Source organism: Vibrio sp. 811 (assembly GCF_033339195.1).
Genome location: NZ_JAWOUB010000002.1, coordinates 201,446 through 220,841 on the forward strand (window position 1 = coordinate 201,446; position 19,396 = coordinate 220,841).

Annotated in this window: 22 protein-coding genes and 1 pseudogene; 17 read left to right on the forward strand and 6 right to left on the reverse strand. The window is 43.6% G+C overall.

Features of this window, described 5'->3' with window-relative positions; genetic code table 11:
* Positions 1-18: 18 nt before the first annotated feature.
* Genes aguA through R7Q46_RS04655 form a run of 6 tightly spaced genes read right to left on the reverse strand, consistent with a single transcriptional unit; the run spans position 19 to position 6,155 of the window.
* A complete protein-coding gene (gene aguA, locus R7Q46_RS04630) occupies positions 19-1,101 on the reverse strand; it encodes an agmatine deiminase (protein WP_213871610.1) in 1,083 nt (360 codons plus the stop codon).
* Positions 1,102-1,113: 12 nt separating this feature from the next.
* Complete coding sequence (gene aguB / locus R7Q46_RS04635; RefSeq protein ID WP_005485617.1) at positions 1,114-1,980, reverse strand: N-carbamoylputrescine amidase; 867 nt, start codon at positions 1,978-1,980, stop codon at positions 1,114-1,116.
* Positions 1,981-1,997: 17 nt separating this feature from the next.
* On the reverse strand, positions 1,998-3,275 hold the full coding sequence (locus R7Q46_RS04640; RefSeq protein WP_054574096.1) for an NAD(P)/FAD-dependent oxidoreductase: 1,278 nt from the start codon (positions 3,273-3,275) through the stop codon (positions 1,998-2,000).
* A 37-nt stretch (positions 3,276-3,312) separates the two neighbouring features.
* Positions 3,313-4,797, reverse strand: coding sequence for an aldehyde dehydrogenase (locus R7Q46_RS04645; RefSeq protein ID WP_086046701.1), 1,485 nt, complete (start codon positions 4,795-4,797; stop codon positions 3,313-3,315).
* 35 nt (positions 4,798-4,832) lie between these two features.
* The gene (gene puuR / locus R7Q46_RS04650) at positions 4,833-5,390 is read right to left on the reverse strand and encodes an HTH-type transcriptional regulator PuuR (protein WP_005377813.1); all 558 of its coding nucleotides are present in this window, start codon (positions 5,388-5,390) and stop codon (positions 4,833-4,835) included.
* Between the two features lie 18 nt (positions 5,391-5,408).
* The gene (locus tag R7Q46_RS04655) at positions 5,409-6,155 is read right to left on the reverse strand and encodes a gamma-glutamyl-gamma-aminobutyrate hydrolase family protein (RefSeq protein WP_005377814.1); all 747 of its coding nucleotides are present in this window, start codon (positions 6,153-6,155) and stop codon (positions 5,409-5,411) included.
* Positions 6,156-6,495: 340 nt separating this feature from the next.
* On the opposite strand from R7Q46_RS04655, the gene R7Q46_RS04660 reads away from it, so the two are divergent.
* From R7Q46_RS04660 to R7Q46_RS04740, 17 genes and pseudogenes are all read left to right on the forward strand, one after another.
* Positions 6,496-7,839 (forward strand): glutamine synthetase family protein, encoded by a 1,344-nt coding sequence (locus R7Q46_RS04660; protein WP_005377815.1) that lies wholly within the window; start codon positions 6,496-6,498, stop codon positions 7,837-7,839.
* An 18-nt stretch (positions 7,840-7,857) separates the two neighbouring features.
* A complete protein-coding gene (locus tag R7Q46_RS04665) occupies positions 7,858-9,333 on the forward strand; it encodes a Na+/H+ antiporter NhaC family protein (RefSeq protein ID WP_005377816.1) in 1,476 nt (491 codons plus the stop codon).
* Positions 9,334-9,582: 249 nt separating this feature from the next.
* Positions 9,583-10,266, forward strand: coding sequence for a DUF4336 domain-containing protein (locus R7Q46_RS04670; RefSeq protein ID WP_149191835.1), 684 nt, complete (start codon positions 9,583-9,585; stop codon positions 10,264-10,266).
* A gap of 415 nt (positions 10,267-10,681) precedes the next feature.
* Positions 10,682-11,149, forward strand: a complete 468-nt coding sequence (locus R7Q46_RS04675) for an Sbal_3080 family lipoprotein (RefSeq protein WP_005385757.1) — start codon at positions 10,682-10,684, stop codon at positions 11,147-11,149.
* Positions 11,150-11,213: 64 nt separating this feature from the next.
* Positions 11,214-11,546 carry a YnfA family protein gene (locus R7Q46_RS04680; RefSeq protein ID WP_005377819.1) on the forward strand — a complete coding sequence of 111 codons (333 nt, stop codon included), beginning with the start codon at positions 11,214-11,216 and terminating at the stop codon, positions 11,544-11,546.
* Positions 11,547-11,687: 141 nt separating this feature from the next.
* Positions 11,688-12,092: a DUF1801 domain-containing protein gene (locus tag R7Q46_RS04685; RefSeq protein ID WP_017633973.1), complete on the forward strand. Its 405-nt coding sequence runs from the start codon at positions 11,688-11,690 to the stop codon at positions 12,090-12,092.
* Between the two features lie 153 nt (positions 12,093-12,245).
* Entirely contained in the window at positions 12,246-12,626 is a 381-nt protein-coding gene (locus R7Q46_RS04690; protein ID WP_258657713.1) for a hypothetical protein, read from the forward strand.
* 150 nt (positions 12,627-12,776) lie between these two features.
* Entirely contained in the window at positions 12,777-13,277 is a 501-nt protein-coding gene (locus R7Q46_RS04695; protein WP_025766738.1) for a GNAT family N-acetyltransferase, read from the forward strand.
* A gap of 98 nt (positions 13,278-13,375) precedes the next feature.
* A complete protein-coding gene (locus R7Q46_RS04700; protein ID WP_005377824.1) occupies positions 13,376-13,627 on the forward strand; it encodes a TIGR03643 family protein in 252 nt (83 codons plus the stop codon).
* A 404-nt stretch (positions 13,628-14,031) separates the two neighbouring features.
* Positions 14,032-14,421 carry a lysozyme inhibitor LprI family protein gene (locus tag R7Q46_RS04705; RefSeq protein WP_054865629.1) on the forward strand — a complete coding sequence of 130 codons (390 nt, stop codon included), beginning with the start codon at positions 14,032-14,034 and terminating at the stop codon, positions 14,419-14,421.
* Positions 14,422-14,622: 201 nt separating this feature from the next.
* A pseudogene (locus R7Q46_RS04710) lies at positions 14,623-15,033 on the forward strand (nuclear transport factor 2 family protein); the annotation flags it as partial.
* 126 nt (positions 15,034-15,159) lie between these two features.
* Positions 15,160-15,798: a hypothetical protein gene (locus R7Q46_RS04715; RefSeq protein ID WP_054865570.1), complete on the forward strand. Its 639-nt coding sequence runs from the start codon at positions 15,160-15,162 to the stop codon at positions 15,796-15,798.
* A 205-nt stretch (positions 15,799-16,003) separates the two neighbouring features.
* On the forward strand, positions 16,004-16,402 hold the full coding sequence (locus R7Q46_RS04720) for a VOC family protein (RefSeq protein ID WP_318077334.1): 399 nt from the start codon (positions 16,004-16,006) through the stop codon (positions 16,400-16,402).
* Between the two features lie 165 nt (positions 16,403-16,567).
* The gene (locus R7Q46_RS04725) at positions 16,568-17,206 is read left to right on the forward strand and encodes a DJ-1/PfpI family protein (RefSeq protein ID WP_206959177.1); all 639 of its coding nucleotides are present in this window, start codon (positions 16,568-16,570) and stop codon (positions 17,204-17,206) included.
* 129 nt (positions 17,207-17,335) lie between these two features.
* Positions 17,336-17,566: a hypothetical protein gene (locus tag R7Q46_RS04730; protein ID WP_017820907.1), complete on the forward strand. Its 231-nt coding sequence runs from the start codon at positions 17,336-17,338 to the stop codon at positions 17,564-17,566.
* A gap of 826 nt (positions 17,567-18,392) precedes the next feature.
* Positions 18,393-18,704 carry an antibiotic biosynthesis monooxygenase family protein gene (locus R7Q46_RS04735; protein ID WP_140316345.1) on the forward strand — a complete coding sequence of 104 codons (312 nt, stop codon included), beginning with the start codon at positions 18,393-18,395 and terminating at the stop codon, positions 18,702-18,704.
* A 188-nt stretch (positions 18,705-18,892) separates the two neighbouring features.
* Positions 18,893-19,285 (forward strand): hypothetical protein, encoded by a 393-nt coding sequence (locus tag R7Q46_RS04740; protein ID WP_005464480.1) that lies wholly within the window; start codon positions 18,893-18,895, stop codon positions 19,283-19,285.
* Positions 19,286-19,396 lie beyond the last annotated feature (111 nt).

Here is a 19,396-nt window from a genome sequence, read left to right on the forward strand (position 1 = left end):
CCAGCGGCGAGTTTATGTTTAAGCAGGGATCTGCTGCGTAATGCAGTGAATGTTCCCTCCGCCAAGTAAAACCTCTCTCGACGGTATCGCGATGATTTGGTACTCCGGCATCGCGTTTTGCAAAATATCGATCGCCATAGCGTCGGTCTCTTCGTCCAGCATCGGCAAGAACACATGCTCGTTGACGATAAGAAAGTTCGCATAAGAGGCACTTAGGCGTTCGCCAGCTTGTCGACTCATTCCTGAACTGGCGTCAATGCCATTGGCTTCGCGCTCGCTGTAATGCAACGGACCCGGTAATGGCAAACGGACAATTTCAATCTCGCGCCCTCTCGCATCGTGCTGAGATTTCAGTACTTGTTCCGCTTGACGAGATAACGCGTATTGCGGATCGCTTGGGTCATCGGTCCAACTTAGTACCACTTTACCCGGTGCGATAACGTGCAACAGGTTGTCGATATGGCCGTCTGTTTCGTCATTGAATAAACCATTTGGCAACCAAATGATTTTTTCGATGCCGAGATACGCCTTTAACTGCTCTTCGATTTGCGCTTTGCTCAATTGCGGATTTCGCCCCGGACTAAGTAAGCACTCTTCTGTGGTGTAAAGGGTGCCTTCACCATCGGTGTGAATCGCCCCACCTTCAAGTACAAACGGAGCGCGGTAATAATCTATACCGATGATGTCGCACACCGAGCCAGCGACAAGATCGTCCTGCTGCCAGTTATCGTAAAGCCCGTTGTATTCGCCGCCCCACGCGTTAAATTGCCAACTAATCCCACGGCGCTCGCCCGCCTGATTCACGAGCACGGTCGGTCCAATATCGCGCATCCACGCATCGTTAAATGGGATTTCCACCAAACGTACGTCTGAATGGAGCATTTGACGCGCTCGGTCAAAGTTGTGCGAGCATACCGCCACGCACACCTTGGTCACTTCCGCGATTAAGTTCGCGATTCTGGCAAAGGTTTCTTGCGCGGGTAATGCGTCATCACGCCAGTTGTCTTTCCTTTCTGGCCACGCTAGCCAAACTTCACTAACCGGCTGAAACTCAGCCGGAAAATAGAAGCCATCTTGCGCTGGTGTTGTCGATAACTTCATATTAACGCCTCTTTAAACAGCTAGTTTACCAACGCTGGTGTAAAGGTCTGGACGACGGTCGCGGAACAAGCCCCATGCGTGACGCGCTTTCGCTGTCGCAGCGAGATCGATTTCTGCGTAAATGATGGTTTCACCTTCACGTGGTGCTTCGGCAATTTTTGCACCGGTGTGGTCAGTGATAAAAGATGAGCCGTAGAACGTGGTCTCGATACCATCATCGACTTCAGTGCCGACTCGGTTTGACGCAATCACTGGAACGAGGTTTGCTGCCGAGTGACCTTGCATTGTACGTTGCCAGTGATCACGCGAGTCCAGTGTTGGATCTTGAGGCTCAGAACCGATTGCAGTTGGGTAGAAAATCGCTTCAGCCCCGTGTAGAGCCAAACTGCGTGCTAGCTCTGGGAACCATTGATCCCAGCAAATGCCAGCACCGAACTTACCGAACTTGGTTTGCCACACTTTGAAACCGGTATCGCCAGGGCTAAAGTAGTACTTTTCACTGTAGCCCGGACCGTCAGGAATGTGTGACTTGCGGTAGTTATCTAGTACCGTGCCATCGGCATCTATCATCACTAGCGAGTTAAAAAACGTGTTGCCCGCTTTTTCAAAGTAGCTAACAGGAATAACCACGCCGAGTTCTTTCGCCAGTGCGCTCATTTCCTGAATAAGGTGGCTATTTGCCGTCTCTTCTGCGAGCTCGAAATACTTCGCTTCTTGTTTTTTGCAGAAGTAAGGCGCGGCGAACAGCTCTTGAGGAAGAATCACGTTCGCACCGTTTTGTGCTGCTTCACGAATCGCCTTTTTGGCTTTAGCTAGATTTTCTTCCAGATCCCAGCTTTTCGTCAGTTGAAGGGCTGCAAATTTCACCACTTTGCTCATTGGATATTCCTTATCTCTTAAATCGCCAGTTTGTCACGTAGGTTGTAGTAAGCCGCACCCATTGCCGTAAACGGAATTTGGAAGTGGCGGCCACCTGGGAAGGAGTAATGTTTCAGTGCAGCAAACGCATCGAAACGTTCAGCGTGTCCGGTCAATGCTTCTGCCAACAACTTGCCTGCTAGATGAGTACACGTTACACCGTGACCGCTGTAGCCTTGGAGGTAGTAAATGTTGTCTGCAAACGAGCCAAATTGCGGCATGCGTGAGTAAGTCAGCAAGAAGTTACCCGTCCAGGTGTAATCGATCTTAATGCCTTTCAATTGTGGGAAGACCTTTTCCATCTTCGGACGGATCAATGCTTCAATGTTTTCTGGGTCACGTGCACCGTAAACCACGCCACCTCCGAACAACAAACGCTTGTCGGCAGTTAAGCGGAAGTAGTCAAGTAAGTAATTACAGTCTTCAACGCAGTAGTCGCTAGTCAGCACTTGTTTTAGCTGCTCATCACTCAAAGGTTGAGTCGCCACCACTTGCGTGCCACACGGAATCGCTTTGTTGCTGATGTTTGGAGCCAACCCACCAAGATACGCGTTACCTGCCAAAACCACATACTTGCTCTTCACGCTACCTTGCGCCGTTTTGACTACTGGATTAATCCCTTTGTCAATCGACACGACCGCCGACTGTTCGAAGATTTGGCCACCCAGAGAAATAAACGCAGCGGCTTCACCTAACGCGAGTTTAAGCGGGTGAATGTGACCACCGCGCATATCCAGTAAGCCGCCAGTGTATACTTTAGTGCCTACCGCTTGTTCTACCTCTCCTGCGTCAAGCAGAGTCAGTTGGTCGTTGCCGTAACGCTCCCAGTTCTTCTTATGTTCTTCTAGCCCTTTGAGTTGTTTACTGTTCAGTGCCGTGAACAAGCCGCCTTGCTTGTAATCACAGTTGATGTCGTATTTGTCGATCAGGCCACGGATGATATCGCCGCCTTCAAAAATCATATCGCACAGAGCTTTGGCTTGGTTTTGGTCGTAACGGCTTTCAATCACGTCAACATCTCGGCTGTAGCTGTTAACGATTTGGCCACCGTTACGACCAGTTGCTCCAAAGCCCACTTTTGCGCTTTCTAGCACAACGACTTTAAAACCTTTTTCTGCAAGGTGTAGTGCAGAAGAAAGACCAGAAAATCCCGCACCGACTACACACACATCGCACTCGATGTCGTTTTGCAACTGTGGGTATTCCGGCATGTTTGGCACAGAGTGCGCGTAGAACGAATCCGTATGCTTGTTCATAGAACTATTCCTTTATTTATCGTAATCGTCAGCAGGCTTAAGGATGGAGGCGAATCCAAGTGGTTTTGGTTTCGGTGAATTTTTCAATCGCGTGGAGAGACTTGTCTCGACCGTTTCCGCTCATTTTGAATCCACCAAATGGAACCGTCATGTCACCTTCGTTATAGTTGTTGACCCAAACCGAGCCGGCTTGCAGTCGTTTTGCTACGCGATGAACGCGGTTGATATTGCTACTCCAAAGTGCAGCACCTAAGCCGTACTTCGAATCGTTAGCGATCTCAATTGCTTGCGCTTCGTCTTTGAATGGAATGACACACAGCACCGGACCAAAAATTTCCTCTTGGGCGACACGCATCTTGTTGTCGACGTTGTCTAAAATGGTTGGGGAAACAAATGCGCCCTGCCCATCGACATCGCCGCCACAACGTACGTTTGCACCTTCTGATTCACCTAACGAGATGTATTCCAATACTTTTGATTTATGATCTTGGTCGATGAGCGCACCCATTGATGAACTTGGGTCCATTGGGTCTTTTGGCGTGAACGCTTTCGACGCTTGAATAACTTTTTCTATAAACTGCTCTTTGATGCTTTCGTGAACAAGCAGGCGGGTTGCCGCGACGCACACCTCACCTTGGTTGTAGAAACACCCTGCGGCGGTTTCTGCTGCTACGCGGTCTAAATCATCACAATCTTCAAACACGATGTTCGCGTTCTTGCCGCCCGCTTCTGCAAACACGCGCTTTAGGTTGCTCTCACCCGATCTGACCATCAGTTGACCTGCAATGCGCGTCGAGCCTGTGAAGGCGATGCAGTCTACGTCTTGGTGTTTCGCCAGCGCGTCGCCAGCTTCATGACCAAAACCCGTAATGACTTGGAAAACGCCTGTTGGTAAGCCCGCTTGAGAAGCAAGTTGACCTAGAAATATCGCGGTGAGAGAAGATTTTTCTGACGGTTTTAGAATCACGCTGTTACCAGCGGCTAAAGCAGGACCAAGCTTCCAGCACGCAAGCCAAAGGGGGAAGTTCCACGGTACAACCGCAGCAACCACACCAATTGGTTGATGAGAAATAAAAGCGTGTACATCTTTTTCGGTTGGGGCAACTTCGCCGTATACTTTGTCGATTGCTTCTGCGTACCAGCGTAATGCACTTGCCGCGCCAGGAATATCGGTAGAGAAGCTGTGAGAGATAGGCTTACCGGTATCAAGCGTTTCTAGCAGAGCCAATTCTTCTTGGTTTTGATCAATCAAGTCAGCAAACTGTTTAAGCACTGCTTTGCGATGAGCTGGGCTGCTCTCGCTCCACTGACCGGATTGAAATGCTTGGCGAGCGTATGAAACCGCGAGATCAACATCTTCATTTTGGCAACGGGCGATTTCGGTGAATATCTCATCTGTTGCTGGGTTAACTACCGGGATGGTTTGCCCTGTTAAAGCGGCACTGTATTCACCGTTAATGTACGCCCTGTTTTCGATGTTTAGATTGTTTTTTAGTTCAATCCATTGCTCTTGGGTTTTCATACGCTCTCCTTGTGATCACACAAGGCAAGCCCCCACTAAAATGTGGTTGGCGTATGCGCACTTATCATTCGACAAGCCTTGTCTGTGTGATTTGTAAATCGATGGGGCTTCGTCGTATCAATAATGTACGACTCGCCCGCTGTTATGACATGAGATTGCCCTTTATATTCCAGAGTGATTTCACCCTCTAATACGGTGCCAATCTCTTCGCCTTCGTGTTTGATTTCTGCCGCACCAGTGGTTCCATAAGGTGCGTATTCCTCGATCAAGAATCCGATGACTTGATCTTTGTCGCCATTCGTTACCAGTTTCATGGACACCGTCTCGCTTCCGATTTCCACAAGATCTGACGGCTTGATGACTACTTTCACTTCATCGTTCGAAGGTTGTTCAAAAGTGAAAAACTCTGATAACGATAAAGAAAATACATTAACGATTTTTTGTAGTGAGCTGACCGACGGGCTCACTTTGCCATTTTCAATGGATGAGATTGCACTGTGGGTAATACCAGCGCGCTCGGCTAGTTCCCTTTGTGACAATCCATGTTTTTTTCGTAACTGAACAATATTTTTACCAATCTCTTGATTGTCCATTCATACAGCTCCAAACGTTTAACGAGAGGTAGCCATCATAAATTCATTGAACAAAATTTGAGAGAAATGATTGGTTTTTGCTTCCCATTCTGGGTGCCACTGCACGCCAACGAAAAATTTTTGATTAGGAAGACTAAATGCTTCTACCAAGCCATCCGGGGCTTTAGCTTCTACTTGTAATAGAGGAGCAAGCTGATCGACGCCTTGGTTGTGTAGTGTGTTCACTTCAAAGAAGGTGGTGTTTTCCCAATGATTTTGCACCAGCCATTGTTCAAATAAGCTCTGCTTTTGAACTAGCACAGCGTGTGCTGGCGCGTATTTTTGTTCGAAATCTTCAACAGGCGCTTCACGATGGTCATTGAAGCCGGAGTCATGAACGGCTGGGTTTAACGAGCCACCGAGTGCGACATTCATCTCTTGAAAGCCGCGGCAAATACCAAGGCACGGAATGTTTTGGTCAACCGCATGACGAATTAACGTGAATGAGAGCTCATCACGAGCTTCATCTTTGTAGCTCTCTTCGTGCGTTGCATTGTATCGATGTGGCGCAACGTTAGAGTGGCTGCCAGGAAAAAGAAAACCATCACATATGTCTAGGATGGTGGTTACGTCATCGCCCGACATGTCGGGAGCCAACATAATCGGTAGTCCTCCAAAATCCTTTATGGCGCGAAGGTAAAAGTCGTTGACCGCTTGTATCTGATAGCCACCCAACTCTTTAGCGCAGCTAACCACACCAATGATGGGTTTGTGTGTATCTGCCATGATATGTCCGTGTTCAATTTATTTAACACAAACCCTACAAACCATGTACAAAATTATCAACACAGATGACCATTATTATCGTCACAACGTGATCCGACGCACTTTTTAGGCTTCAAAACTGAATATTTATGCTCATTATATTGAACAAAACAAAACCAACTGTTACAAAATAGTTAACAGAAAGACATAAAAACCAGCCGTTAAACATCAAAAGCACAGTGTAAGTGCATGTTTAAATTAAAAATAACCTGAAAAACAAACAACTCGTTCAGAGTGCTGTAATTTATTTGTTAATTTGGTTATTTCTAATTTCTACTCGTCAGGCTATTTGGAGAAGAAAATGGAATCGTATCTACAGGAAGTACAAAATTTTAAACAAAAATGGCCCGATATTGAATTTATCGATCTCATCTTTACCGATATAAATGCCACCCCAAGAGGAAAACGCATCCCGATAGATGCTCTAGAAAAACTGAATAAAGGTGTTGCCCTCCCCCTTTCGACCATCACCCTAGATACCAAAGGTAACGTCGTTGAAACGGCCGGGTTGGGAGAAGATCTCGGAGAACCAGATAACCTCTGCTATCCAATCAGCGGCACCTTAATGCCGACGGCAAAAGAACAAGTTGGTCAGCTACTGCTTAGTATGATGGATGAAACCGGGCAGCACCCTAACCCACTGTTCATCCGAAACATTCTCGCTTCTATATTGCAAACACTGCATGCTAAAGACCAATATCCTTGTGTCGCGCTCGAGCTGGAGTTCTATTTAATAGACAAAACCCGCGGCGAAAATGGCGAACCATTAACGGCAATTAACCCCACGAAAAAAACTCGAGAAAAAGATACCGAGGTTTACGACCTTGATGGACTAGATGACTACGCTGATTTCTTGGCCGACCTTAATCGAATTGCATTAGAACAAGGTTTAAACACTTCCGGAGCCCTATCTGAATCGGCACCAGGGCAGTTCGAAATCAACTTCAACCATTCTAAAGATGTACTTCGAGCATGTGATGAAATCATCATCGCAAAACGCTTGATTCGCCAGGTCGCTCATCAGCACGGATTTGACGCCACATTTATGGCGAAACCTTTTAGTGAGCAAGCGGGTAATGGCATGCACATTCATCTCAGCTTGGTTGATACAGATGGTAACAACCACTTTAGCCAATCAGACGGTCAAGCGAGCGCCTTCTTCTATCAAACCATGGCAGCGATGCTGTCACAAACATCCGATGCCATGGCTCTAATCTGTCCTAACGTTAACTCTTACCGTCGCTTTGTTCCTGGCGCTTACGTCCCAACCAAAGCCGATTGGGGAGAAAACCACCGCGGTGTTGCGTTGCGTGTGCCTATCAGCGATAGCAAAAATCGCCGTATAGAGCATCGTATAGCAGGCGCTGACGTTAACCCATACATTCTCGCTGCAGTAGTACTTTCCGCAGTATTAGCGAGTGAAAGCTACACCAAAGATCAATGTCCACCGACTCTCAGTGATGATGCAATTGAGTTACCTCTGCGTATGTCAGAAGCTCTAGAGCGACTGGAGCACAGTGAGCTGGCTCAATACATCTCAAGAGACTTTATCGATTTGTATCTAGCTTGCAAACAGAGTGAACTCGCAGAATTTGAGCGAGCTATTACTCCATTGGAAATCGACTGGATGTTGCACTCGGCATAAACAAAGGAAATGAACTTTATGACTACGCAGACCAAGGCGCTGGATGCGCCTCTTAAAATCAACTCTCAACACATTATTGTTTCTTTAATCTCGGTTGCGACGTTTGTCTTTTTTACCACAATCGGTTTGAACCATGAGGAAGGCGAAGCCTACGGATGGATGAGCCTTTTACCAACGGCGTTGGTATTGGTCTTTGCGCTGACAACACACCGAACTGTGGAAGCCCTCTTTAGCGGCGCTATTGCCGGTGTTCTTCTGCTTAACCCAACTGAAGCGGTAGAACAGATTGTTGATATTTCCATGAGTGTAATGATGGATGAAACCATTGCCTGGATCATCCTCGTTTGTGGTTTGATGGGCGGCCTAATTGCTATTTTGGAGAAAGGCGGCAGTATCTTAAGCTTCTCCGACATGTTGGTCACGAAAGTAAAAAGCCGTAAGCAATCGATGCTGATGACCTTTGCGTTAGGTATTCTGATCTTTATCGACGATTATTTGAATGCGATTGCAATTTCTTCCTCAATGAAAAAAGTTACAGACGGCTACCAAATCTCGCGTGAAAAACTCTCATATCTTGTGGATTCAACCGCCGCGCCTATCTGTATCCTCGTACCGATTTCCACTTGGGCAATTTTCTTCAGTTCGTTGCTAGAAGCAAACGGAGTAGCAGAAGCGGGAGATGGTATCAAAGCATACATTGAAGCTATTCCATACATGGCTTACGGCTGGGTAACGCTGGTGATTGTTTTGCTGGTTGCAATGGAAAAGATCCCAGATCTAGGTGCGATGAAAAAGGCAGAAAAGCGTGCGAAGAATGGTCAAGTTCGTCCAGACGGTGCAACAGATGTCGACTTTGGTCCCGATGTATCTGCACATACCAACCCAACCATGGGCCTTGTCAACTTCTTGTTGCCGATGATCGTACTCGTTGCCGCAAGTTGGTACTTTGGTATCGATCTACTTGCTGGTGTTTTCGTCGCGCTAATCTTTACTATTAGCTTTTACGGCGCACAAAAACTGATCTCGATGAACGACATGTTCGAAGCTGTTTATGATGGCATTAAGGTTATGCTACTGCCGCTTGCGACCGTTATTGGTGGTTTCATGTTGAAATCGGTCAACGACTCATTGGGCGTCACGCAGTATGTCATTGAGACCGTCAGCCCTTACCTGTCAGCGTCTTACTTCCCGGCGATTATCTTTATGATTACGGGCGCGTTGGTATTTGCAACGGCATCGTCTTGGGGAACGTTTGCAGTAGCGATGCCAATTGTTCTACCTTTGGGCGAACAGCTTGGTGTGCCTCTACACTTAACCGTTGCAGCGCTGCTTTCAGCATCAGCGGCAGGGAGCCACTCTTGTTTCTTTAGTGACTCAACCGTGTTATCTGCACAAGGTTCGGGCTGTACAGCAATGCAACACGCAACCACACAGTTTCCTTATGCGTTGATTGGTATTGTTGCAACCGCGATTTTCTTCTTCATCATCGGTTAGCCCCTTTATCTAATTGCAAAACCCTGCTCAAAAATAGCGGGGTTTTGTTCTATCAAGTCAAATGATCCTCTTAAAACTACTTTACGTTCGTTCAGTATAAAAATACTCAAAGATGTACAGCTGCACTCAATAAGGGTTTGGTAAACCTAATATTTTTGGTTTACGCTTAGCGAAGCGTTTATTGTGCAGCAAGGCAGCTTTTGAGTAACTTAAATGCCGCCTTAATACAGTGTTAACGGTTGGAGAGACATGAAAAAGTTAGCCCATGAGATATGGATATTTGATGGAGATCCTGTCCAATTTTTAGGACTCCCATACACCACTCGTATGACTATTGTTAGGCTTTCTGATGGTGGCCTTTGGATTCATAGTCCAATTAAGTTATCAAATTCGATTAGAGAGCAAATCAACAATCTAGGCCAAGTGAAATACTTAATCGCTCCTAATCATTTACACCACTTGTTCTTATCTGAATGGGTATTTGCCTATCCTAGCGCAGAAGTTTATGGCACAGATGAAGTCATTAAGAAGTGCCGTGATATACACTTTCACGCTTCACTTAACCAAGGTGGTAATGCTTGGAACTCTGAGATTGAACAAGAACTATTTTCTGGCTCTCCATTAATGGAAGAGTGTGTGTTTTATCATCGACTTTCAAAGACCTTAATTGTTACTGACCTCGTCGAGAACTTTTCTGGCCAGGACTTTAACTACTGGCAGCGGTTTGTGGCTAAAGGGGCCGGTATTCTTGCTCCGAATGGAAAAATGCCTTTGGATTGGCGCCTAAGTTTTATGTTTAGCAAACAAGAGGCTCGAAAACACTTAAATAAATTGCTGTCTTGGAAACCTAATATATTGGTTATGGCTCACGGCGAAATCGTCCTTGATAATGCAGACGAGTTCTTACAGCGCTCTTTTAAGTGGCTAGTATGAGACAGCATTGAAAACTTACACAACAGAATAGACAATAAGCTATTTTAAAACATCAGGCCCTTTTAGCTTAGTCTTAGGGGGGAATTTACAGAACTACACGTTATGTTTAACGATAAGATCCCCTAATCCTCTTAATTGAGCATTATGCAGCAATTTAAAATTCCGTTAGAATTGCACTTCAAAAACTTCAATGCGAAGAATTCTGGACATTGATACGGACATAAGTTCAAGAGTTAACATAACGCTATAGCAATCTCTTACTAATAATTTACTTCGAGACATTGGCATACTCCCGAAACAAACCCTTTTACTCTAAAGGTTTTGTTAATAATAGTTGCCATGCTTGTTAGTTATTCTCGTTGAACTCAGTATCTTGAAGTTGTTTGAATATATGAATTTAAAAAAGAGACATAAGATGCACAAAAAACTCATCATTCTAAGCTTGCCTATTCTATTAGCCGCATGTGCGGCACCAAAGTATACGGTAGAAACAATCTCGAAAGAAAATCAGAGCAAGGAAATCACCATCGTAAAAGACAACGCCACGCGAGATGTTTTCTTAGATTCGATGCAAGACTGGTGTTTGGATACCGCCCACAAATGCACAGTCGTAAGCGACGGCACGCCTCCTGTTAGCTCTGAGCTAACACTTACTTACGTATCACGCTGGAGCTGGGATTTTAGAACATTTATCGCTGATGCTCAGATCAAAGCCTACAAAAATAACGAAAAAGTAGGACAAGTTGAATTTAAAGCACCAAACAGCGCGAATCCAGATAAATGGGGTAAAGACAACAAACGAATCATTTCGATGATGGATTTGTTATTCGGTAAACAAACCGTGAGTGAGGCTCAATCCAAGATTAAGCTGGGCGAAATGTAATGAGTCGAACAATTGCCCATTTAACAAGCATCATATATTTGTAGAGAAAGATAGGAATGTTTAAGTGACTGAAGTCAAAACCATTGGGCTTTTCTTTATAACCGCCATTGCAGAAATATTAGGCTGCTACTTACCTTATCTCTGGTTAAAGGAAGATAAGTCAGTTTGGCTTTTGGTACCAGCAGCGCTATGCCTTGCTATGTTTGCTTGGCTTCTATCTTTACATCCTACCGCAACTGGCAGAGTTTATGCCGCTTACGGTGGTGTCTATATTTTTGTCGCAATTCTATGGTTGTGGTGTATCGACGGCGTTCGACCAACGCTCTGGGACATAGTGGGGGTTTCTGTCGCTATGCTTGGCATGTCAATCATCATGTTTTCACCCAGAGCATCCTAAACGTAACCGAGGGAAACCCTTACGCTTAGTATTTTGGCTATGTGCTAGATTTATTGATTAATAACATTATGACGTAATTGCTACATAGCCAAAGTATGCTTGGGCTTCACCCCAAAACAGCGCTATTTATAGGAGATACCAATGAACCATGCAGTGAAGGCAAGATTTGATGAGTATCCAAAACATGTGCGTATTCGGATAGAAGAGCTACGAAATATCGTCTTAACTATCGCTTCTGAATTAAAACTGGGGGAAGTTGAAGAATCTCTAAAATGGGGAGAGCCAAGCTACAGTGTGAAAACAGGTAGCCCGGTAAGGATGGATTGGAAACAGAAAACGCCTAGTCGTTATTATCTGTTCTTTAATTGCCAAACTAAGCTCGTCGACACATTCCGCGAACTGTATAGTGACTCACTTGAGTTTCAGGGTAATCGAGCAATAATTCTATCTTTATCAGCACCTTTGCCAGAAGCTTCAATCAAGACCTGTTTAGAATTAGCATTAACCTATCAAAAGCGAAAGAACTTACCTCTTTTAGGTATGTAAAATCGCTTAATAAAACTATTTACGGCCGATTAACCATATTCAACTACTCTACCTTTGTATCCTTTTTAATGCTTCCGCAGTAAAGTTTTAGATTAAGTGGTCACGTTAATAGCGCCGTAACCAAACTAGTAATATCGAAATAAAGAAGAGTTTATGAAATCAAAAATCTTGTTCTTACTTATGCTTGGAGCTCATTTCAATGCTTTTTCAGCGACGAACTATCAAGTCAATGTGGTAGTAACAGAGCCTCAATCAACATTCATTTTTCCGACTTTTAAAATATCCTCTAAAGGAAAAAGCAAAACCAGTTTTGTCGACGGCTGCACGTACTTAGGAACCCTTTCAGAACCGAGTAAAAATAGCATACAGCTTGAAGCTACCATGTCATGCAACCGAGATGGCGCTACGTCAAGGATGGAAATGCCGGTATTTGTACTCAACTCCGAGGGTCAAAGCGCGAGTTATGATCTTGTAGAAAATGGGATCGTGATGTGGAAATATTCTGTAGAAGTTAAGCCGTCACTTAAAAAGTGATATATCAGAAATACTAAAGTAACAATCAGCACTATTAACCGCCGCTTAAGTGTAATAGGTATATTCTTTACGACTTAATGACGTTACTTGTTGCTGCAAGTCTCCAACTCATGTACAAAACAGCCCTAATTTTAATAGGAGCTAAGTGGCATGAATTTAATTGTACGTCAGGTAACTTTAGGTGATGCTGAAGGCATTACAAACGTCCTCAATCCCATCATTATTGAAGGTTTATACACTGTATTAGATACGCCTTTCACACCTGAAGAAGAAAAAGAGTTCATTACTCATTTCCCAGAACGGGGCGTGTTTACAGTCGCTTTATCCGAAAATAGCTCACAAGTCATTGGTTTCCAAAATATCGAGCCCTTTGCACAATATACAAAAGCTTTTGACCATGTTGGCATAATTGGTACGTTTGTTAGTGACGGTGTTCGTGGCCAAGGTGTGTCTAAACAGCTTTTCAAATCGACATTCGAAGTAGCCAAACAAAAGGGTTACGAAAAACTATTTGCGTACGTTCGCAGCGATAATGAGCGAGCGTTATCAGCCTATCTCAAACAAGGCTTCGAAATCGTAGGGACCGCGAAGAAGCATGCAAAAGTTCGTGGGAAATACGTAGACGAAGTCCTCATTGAGAAGTTTTTGTAGGTGTTAAGTCGCTAAACACTAAGCACGCATATAAGAACATTTGAACCAAGACTCAATTTCCGTCGTAACAATGTCTTTTCTAAAATAGGTTATTTGAAATGAAACTGACCTCGGAAACTGAGTCAAGAATAATAGAAATGGCATGGGAAGACCGCACCCCATTTGAGGCTATCGAATTTCAATTTGGTTTGAATGAATCCGACGTGATTCAGTTTATGCGTAGCCGGCTCAAATCAAGTAGCTTTAAATTGTGGCGTAAAAGGGTTTCGGGGCGCAATACAAAACACAACAAGCTACGAAACTCAGACATCATTAGAGGTTATTGCCCAACTCAATATAAGCCGCGATAGCGAACTGCACTTGGCATAAATTTTTATTACGAATCGCAACATTTATCGCCCTACCTTTGAACCAACTTCATGATTGGAGGGGAATAGTCACCACTTAATTCAACCTAGGTGTTTCAGGGCGATAATAAATTCAATGGGAGTCATATTAACATCCTCAGACGCCATCAAACTAATGATTCCACAGAAAAGATTGATACAAAACGCCCACTAAAAGTAACTCAGATTAAGGCGTCATTTAACCCGTGTATCAATCTCTTTTACCTTCTATTTAGGCACTAGAATCACTAACCTTCTATTTTATCTTTGAAGGCACAGACAAAAAGCTGCATGATTAAAAAGGAAAAATAGCTGATAACGGTTTAACAAGCACTCGGAGCTTGGAGGCAATTTTGAACAAATTACTTATGATATTTGCGTTGGTTTCTTTACCTTGCTTGGCTTCTGCTGATGTTGAAGATCCCTGCAAAGTAAAAGGCGGTGGCGTTATGGCTGGTTATCAGTGTGTAGAAAAGAAGATGGAATCTGCAGATAAAGAGCTTAACGAAAGTTACAAGGAAGCAATCGCTAGAATAGGTGAGGAAGAAAAAGCACTAAGGGAAACATGGTCTCAGACCGAACTGGTAGAGCCATTTCGAAAGGCCCAAAGAGCTTGGCTAAAATACAGAGACGCCGAATGTGAATTTACGGGCCTGTCTTCCACACCCTCACCCTGGCAAGGTGTCCAGATTGAAGAGTGTAAGTTAAGAATGACGTTAGAACGCGTCGAGTACTTCAATGGAGTATACGTAGGCTAAACGGATTACATCTAACAAAGCACTTCAATAAGATTCGCAACTCTTGGCAATTTCAGTTTAAATGTACTCGGTGTTTAAGATGCAAACGTTCAGGTTGAGTGGTCGCTCCGCTTACTACTTAACCCTGCGTTGTGCGTAAAGCTAATATGGGTGTGAAATAATTATGGAAAAGACGATTTAGTTGGGCTAGTAGTTAAGTATTTCGAGAAAATAGATGCCGGTGATCCTAGCTATCTGGATCTATTCTCAGAGGATGTTGATTTTTTCTTTCCTAAATTTGGGCAAGCGAAAGGAAAGAGTGCCTTAGTGGAGTTTGGCAATAGGATTGGTAGCTCGTTGATTAGTATCTGGCACGACATAGACGGCTTTCAAATAACGACTGCTGGAAACAAGGTCATTGTTGAAGGACAGGAAGGCGGCGTAATGAGTGATGGTACCTCTTGGCCGGACAACAAAGTTTCCACAGGGCGTTTTTGTAGTGTATTTGAGTTTGAAGGGAAAATGATAAGTCGTATGTTTGTGTACGTAGATCCTGACTTCCCGAGTCGAGATTTTGAGAGAATTTCCGTGCTGTCAGGCGAGAGCAACGTGCGACAAACTGTTCAAGCCTGAATACTACCGTTACCGCATAGCATCTTTGTTATGCGGTAGTATTCGTAGTTAAGGTGTGTTGAGGGCTTTGATATCGCTTTACTCACACCTTATCAGTGCGTTAGCCACATTCCCTTACTGATAGAAATGCTACTTTCTTCAATCGTCCTGTATTATGATAATGAAAAAGATTGCACTAATTTTAAAATTAAAATGAACCAAAAATTTTTTCTAAAACTACTCCCTGTCCCTTTTCTTCTAACCGGTTGCCAGTCTACGCAAAGCCAGCTACAGCCTATACCTGAAAACGTATTATCAAACCTATCGACTCAATGGGCAGTGGTAGAGGCCTGTTTTCATTCCGATGCTTATAGCTTAGAGCAATCGGTAAACTATCGAGAGGCCATTAACTATTCTTTTTCTACTTGGCTAGTCGATCAGTCCGATATCGATCAGTCGGTAAATGAAGCTCGTGTAGCGTTATCAGAATATCAGTCTCAGAATGATGGTTTAGGAACAACATGTAAGGATTGGCACCTACCCTTAGAATCTGGATTGCGAGAAGTTAACAATCACAAGAATCAAGTGGCGATAAACCAGCAGCGAGCACATGAAATACATAAAGCAAACGCTTCTAAACCTGTGACCTATTCAACACCAGCATCTACTTCGACTAGTAATGTTGTTCACTGTTACAAATTGGAAGACGTTAGCTTGAATAAGAACATTCAAACGTTTAATGGAATGATATGCCCTATAGGCTGGCTTAAATATTATGGCTATTAATGCATTTGATTAATAAAGCCCTTAAGAATGAACTCAAAGTTTAATTTTTAGTTCAAGGTTGGGTTTCGTGTTTACAATGTTATGTTTCCAGTTGGATTACCGTATTCGAATAGATTGACGAAGTTAATCAATATATGTGTATTGATGCTTACTTTTTATCGAGTTATCTTTGTTTGATAGCCATTAAAACGAGTAAGGAAACAAAGTGACTGTGTTAACAAAAGGCATACACCACGTAGGTTTAACCGTATCTAACCTAGAAGCAAGCGCGAAGTTTTTCACTGAACAATTAGGTTGGAGTGAAGTAAAAAGAAATCCAGACTACCCGGCAATATTTGTGAGTGATGGGCATATCATGCTTACACTATGGGCGGCTAAGGCTGATGCCTCCACTCCATTTGACAGAAAAACGAATATTGGTTTGCATCACTTAGCTTTACTCGTAGAGACTGAGAAGCAACTCTATGAGTTGCGTGATCAATTTATGGCGTCGGGAATCGAAATTGAGTTTGGTCCCGAGCTTGTTAAGACAGGACCCGCAAAACATTTAATGTGTTACGACCCAAGTGGTATTAGGGTTGAGTTTTTCTGGGCGGGCTCGTAAAACAAACATAACAAAATTTTATAATAGGGATTTGGTACACATGGCATTGTTAGTTTGCACCGCCTTTGGTATTTAAGGTGCTCAGCAGAAGCTTGCGTATTGAATGCCCCTCCCCTCCTACTACACATTTTGCGACTTACGAGTAAGTCCAAAAGGATAAATGTTATGTATAAAATCGGCGTTGTTTTATTTGATGATTTCACGGATGTCGATTTCTTTCTTATGTATGACTTGCTAGGGCGCACAACCGACAGTTGGACGGTAAGTATACTTGGAACTAAATCTGAACATCATTCCCACCTCGGTATGAAAGTTAAAACAGACGGACACCTTTCTGAGGTGACGAATCAAGATGTCGTTCTTATTACAAGCGGCAAACGGGGTATTCCAGCCGCTTTAAAAGATGCTGAATTTATGTCAGCGTTGAATCTTGATCCAAATAGGCAGCTAATAGGTTCGATTTGTGCGGGATCATTCATCCTCCATGAACTCGGTTTACTAAAAGGCAAGCGATTAACAACAAACCCAGATGCAAAGGATGTTCTACAAAGTATGGGAGGAGATGTTCAGGATCTGCCTCTCGTGATAGACGGTAATGTAGCGACGGCCGGTGGCTGCCTTTCACTGATGTATCTAATTGGTTGGTTAACAGAGCGGCTATTTGACTCAAACAAACGAAAAGCTATACAAAATCAATTGATACCTGCTGGGCAATTAGAGCTGTTTGAAGAGCTTATTGCCACAACTATTCAATCAGCAGAGTTAGCAAGCTCGGATCACAAGGCGTTAAATAATCATTCATAACATGTGGTGTTTTACATTACGTTCGTTTTAGTGTTTAGGGTAAGTCACACATCAGTCTTGTGTGACTTACCCTTGAACATAACGCCACTTGGGGAAATTAACTTACAGGGAGTAAATCAATTGGTAAAAATGTACGGTTCTGAAGAGACAAGAGCGTTTTGCTGTAATTGTAAAGAAGTAACGCTACATCGGTACGAAAGCTTCTCTAAAGCGCAGGAAAAGACCGAGAAAAAAGCTAAAGGTTTCTTCTCTGGTCTATTTGCAGCAATAATTAGCTCATTAATGGAAGGCGAAGCGACTGGTGACTACAAATGTACAATATGCGGCACCAATCTTCACACGCCAGATAATTTAGATTAGTAGTCAGTGCCTCTAAAGCCACAGCAAGTGGCACGCAACATAATTTATAGACGGCTCTAGTGGGTTTGAAGCGTATGCACCTTATGCTTTGCATTTAGGGTCTTGAGGTTGTGTTGCGGATCAGGTAGTGCACTTTTATCTTTAACAAGGGGCTAACGCAGAGCAAAAACAAGGGACAAGAAAAGAAGTAGTTTTACTTGAGTATCAATGAATTACAGACACAAAAAAGCCCACCAAAAGGTGGGCTTTTTTAAAATTTGGTGGGTCCGGGCGAACTCGAATCGCCGACCCCTACCATGTCAAGATAGGATAGAAATTATACTTTTTCATTTTATTTTCATAAGGTTACGCATAATTCCCCACGTATTTTATCACTCAAAAAAGCGCGAATTTGCAAAATGTGCACACTTAAAAATCAACCACTTACGAAAATGAAACTACTGTATTTTACCACCCTAACGAGTCCTAGCTTGAAAGTCCCAATTGGAATGGTGATTACTGCCAATGAGAGAAAGCAAGTCGGTGTTCAAAGTTTATTGCATTGTGTCTATCCTTTACCGATAAACCTCTGTAAACCTAACCTACTTCTGCTCTCAAAATACAACATATTCCATGCGTATTGTTCCCTCGCCCTACCCTTGCCAACGAGACAGCACAAAGTTTAACCAATATATCAAGCAGCTTTTTGTAATCTAATTAGCCACCACAATCACTAACTTTCTAATTTATCTTTGAAGGTACAGGTAAAAAACTGCATGATTAAAAATCAAAGATGGCTTGCTGCTCTTTAACAAGCGTTATAACCACGGCATAAAATGGAGTATTTATGATCGCCAGGGAATGGAAAGCTACTTGTCCGAAGGAACATGAAGAAGGGTTTATTGTTTACCTTTACGAGACAGGTATAAAAGACACGTCAGGCACTAAAGGTTTCCTTGGAGCACAAATTCTGAATCGAGATTTAGGAGATGATGCTGAAATCACGTTGCTGACTTACTGGGAAGATCTAGATTGTATTAAGTCGTTTGCTGGTGAAGATCTCAGTATTGCTAAGTTGTACCCAGAAGACGAGAAGTACAAATTAAATCCTGATCTCCACGTGAGTCATTATGAAGTCCGCGAGAACATGTGGTTATAACAAAGCGTTTAAGAGGAACTTGGCACGTGTGGCATTTTCAATTTGCGGTAAGTTTAGCGGTTAAGGTGTTATGCGGTCACTTTTGTATTGCGTGCCTGCCCCCCCCTTAACGCGGCGTTAGCAATATAAGGCAAAAGTTCAGGTCCTTTACTAATCTTATCACGATAGATTGGCTAGGAGACAGAGTAATGGAATGTGAATCTACAGCTTCAAAACAAGAGTTTATCAATGCGTTGATCAAGCTAAGAGATAAAAGTCGGTTTCGAGATACAACTAGTTATTTGGAAATGCTGCGGGCGCAGGCAAAGTCCGACAATCAGACAATAACAGCAACTAAGTTAGCCGAAGTGGTTGGTTTCCCAAATTACAATACTGCAAATTTAAAGTATGGAACCTTGGGGCATGAATTGGCAGAAGTGCTAAATTATGAACCACCAAAAAGGAACGATGGCAGCACAATGTGGTTCTGGACAATCTCAACTGGAAATCCGGCTTCTGAAGATACTCAAGATGGACACTATGAATTCGTAATGCGCCCAGAATTGTATGAGGCTTTAGTAGAGATTAAGTGGGTGCGTTAGACATATTGTTAACAAACTGTTTAAGAGTGATTCGCAACGTGTGGCATTTTTGGTATGGAAGTGCCATGCGGCAGCTTAGTCATTGCGTGCCCCCCCCTTAACTGGGCGTTA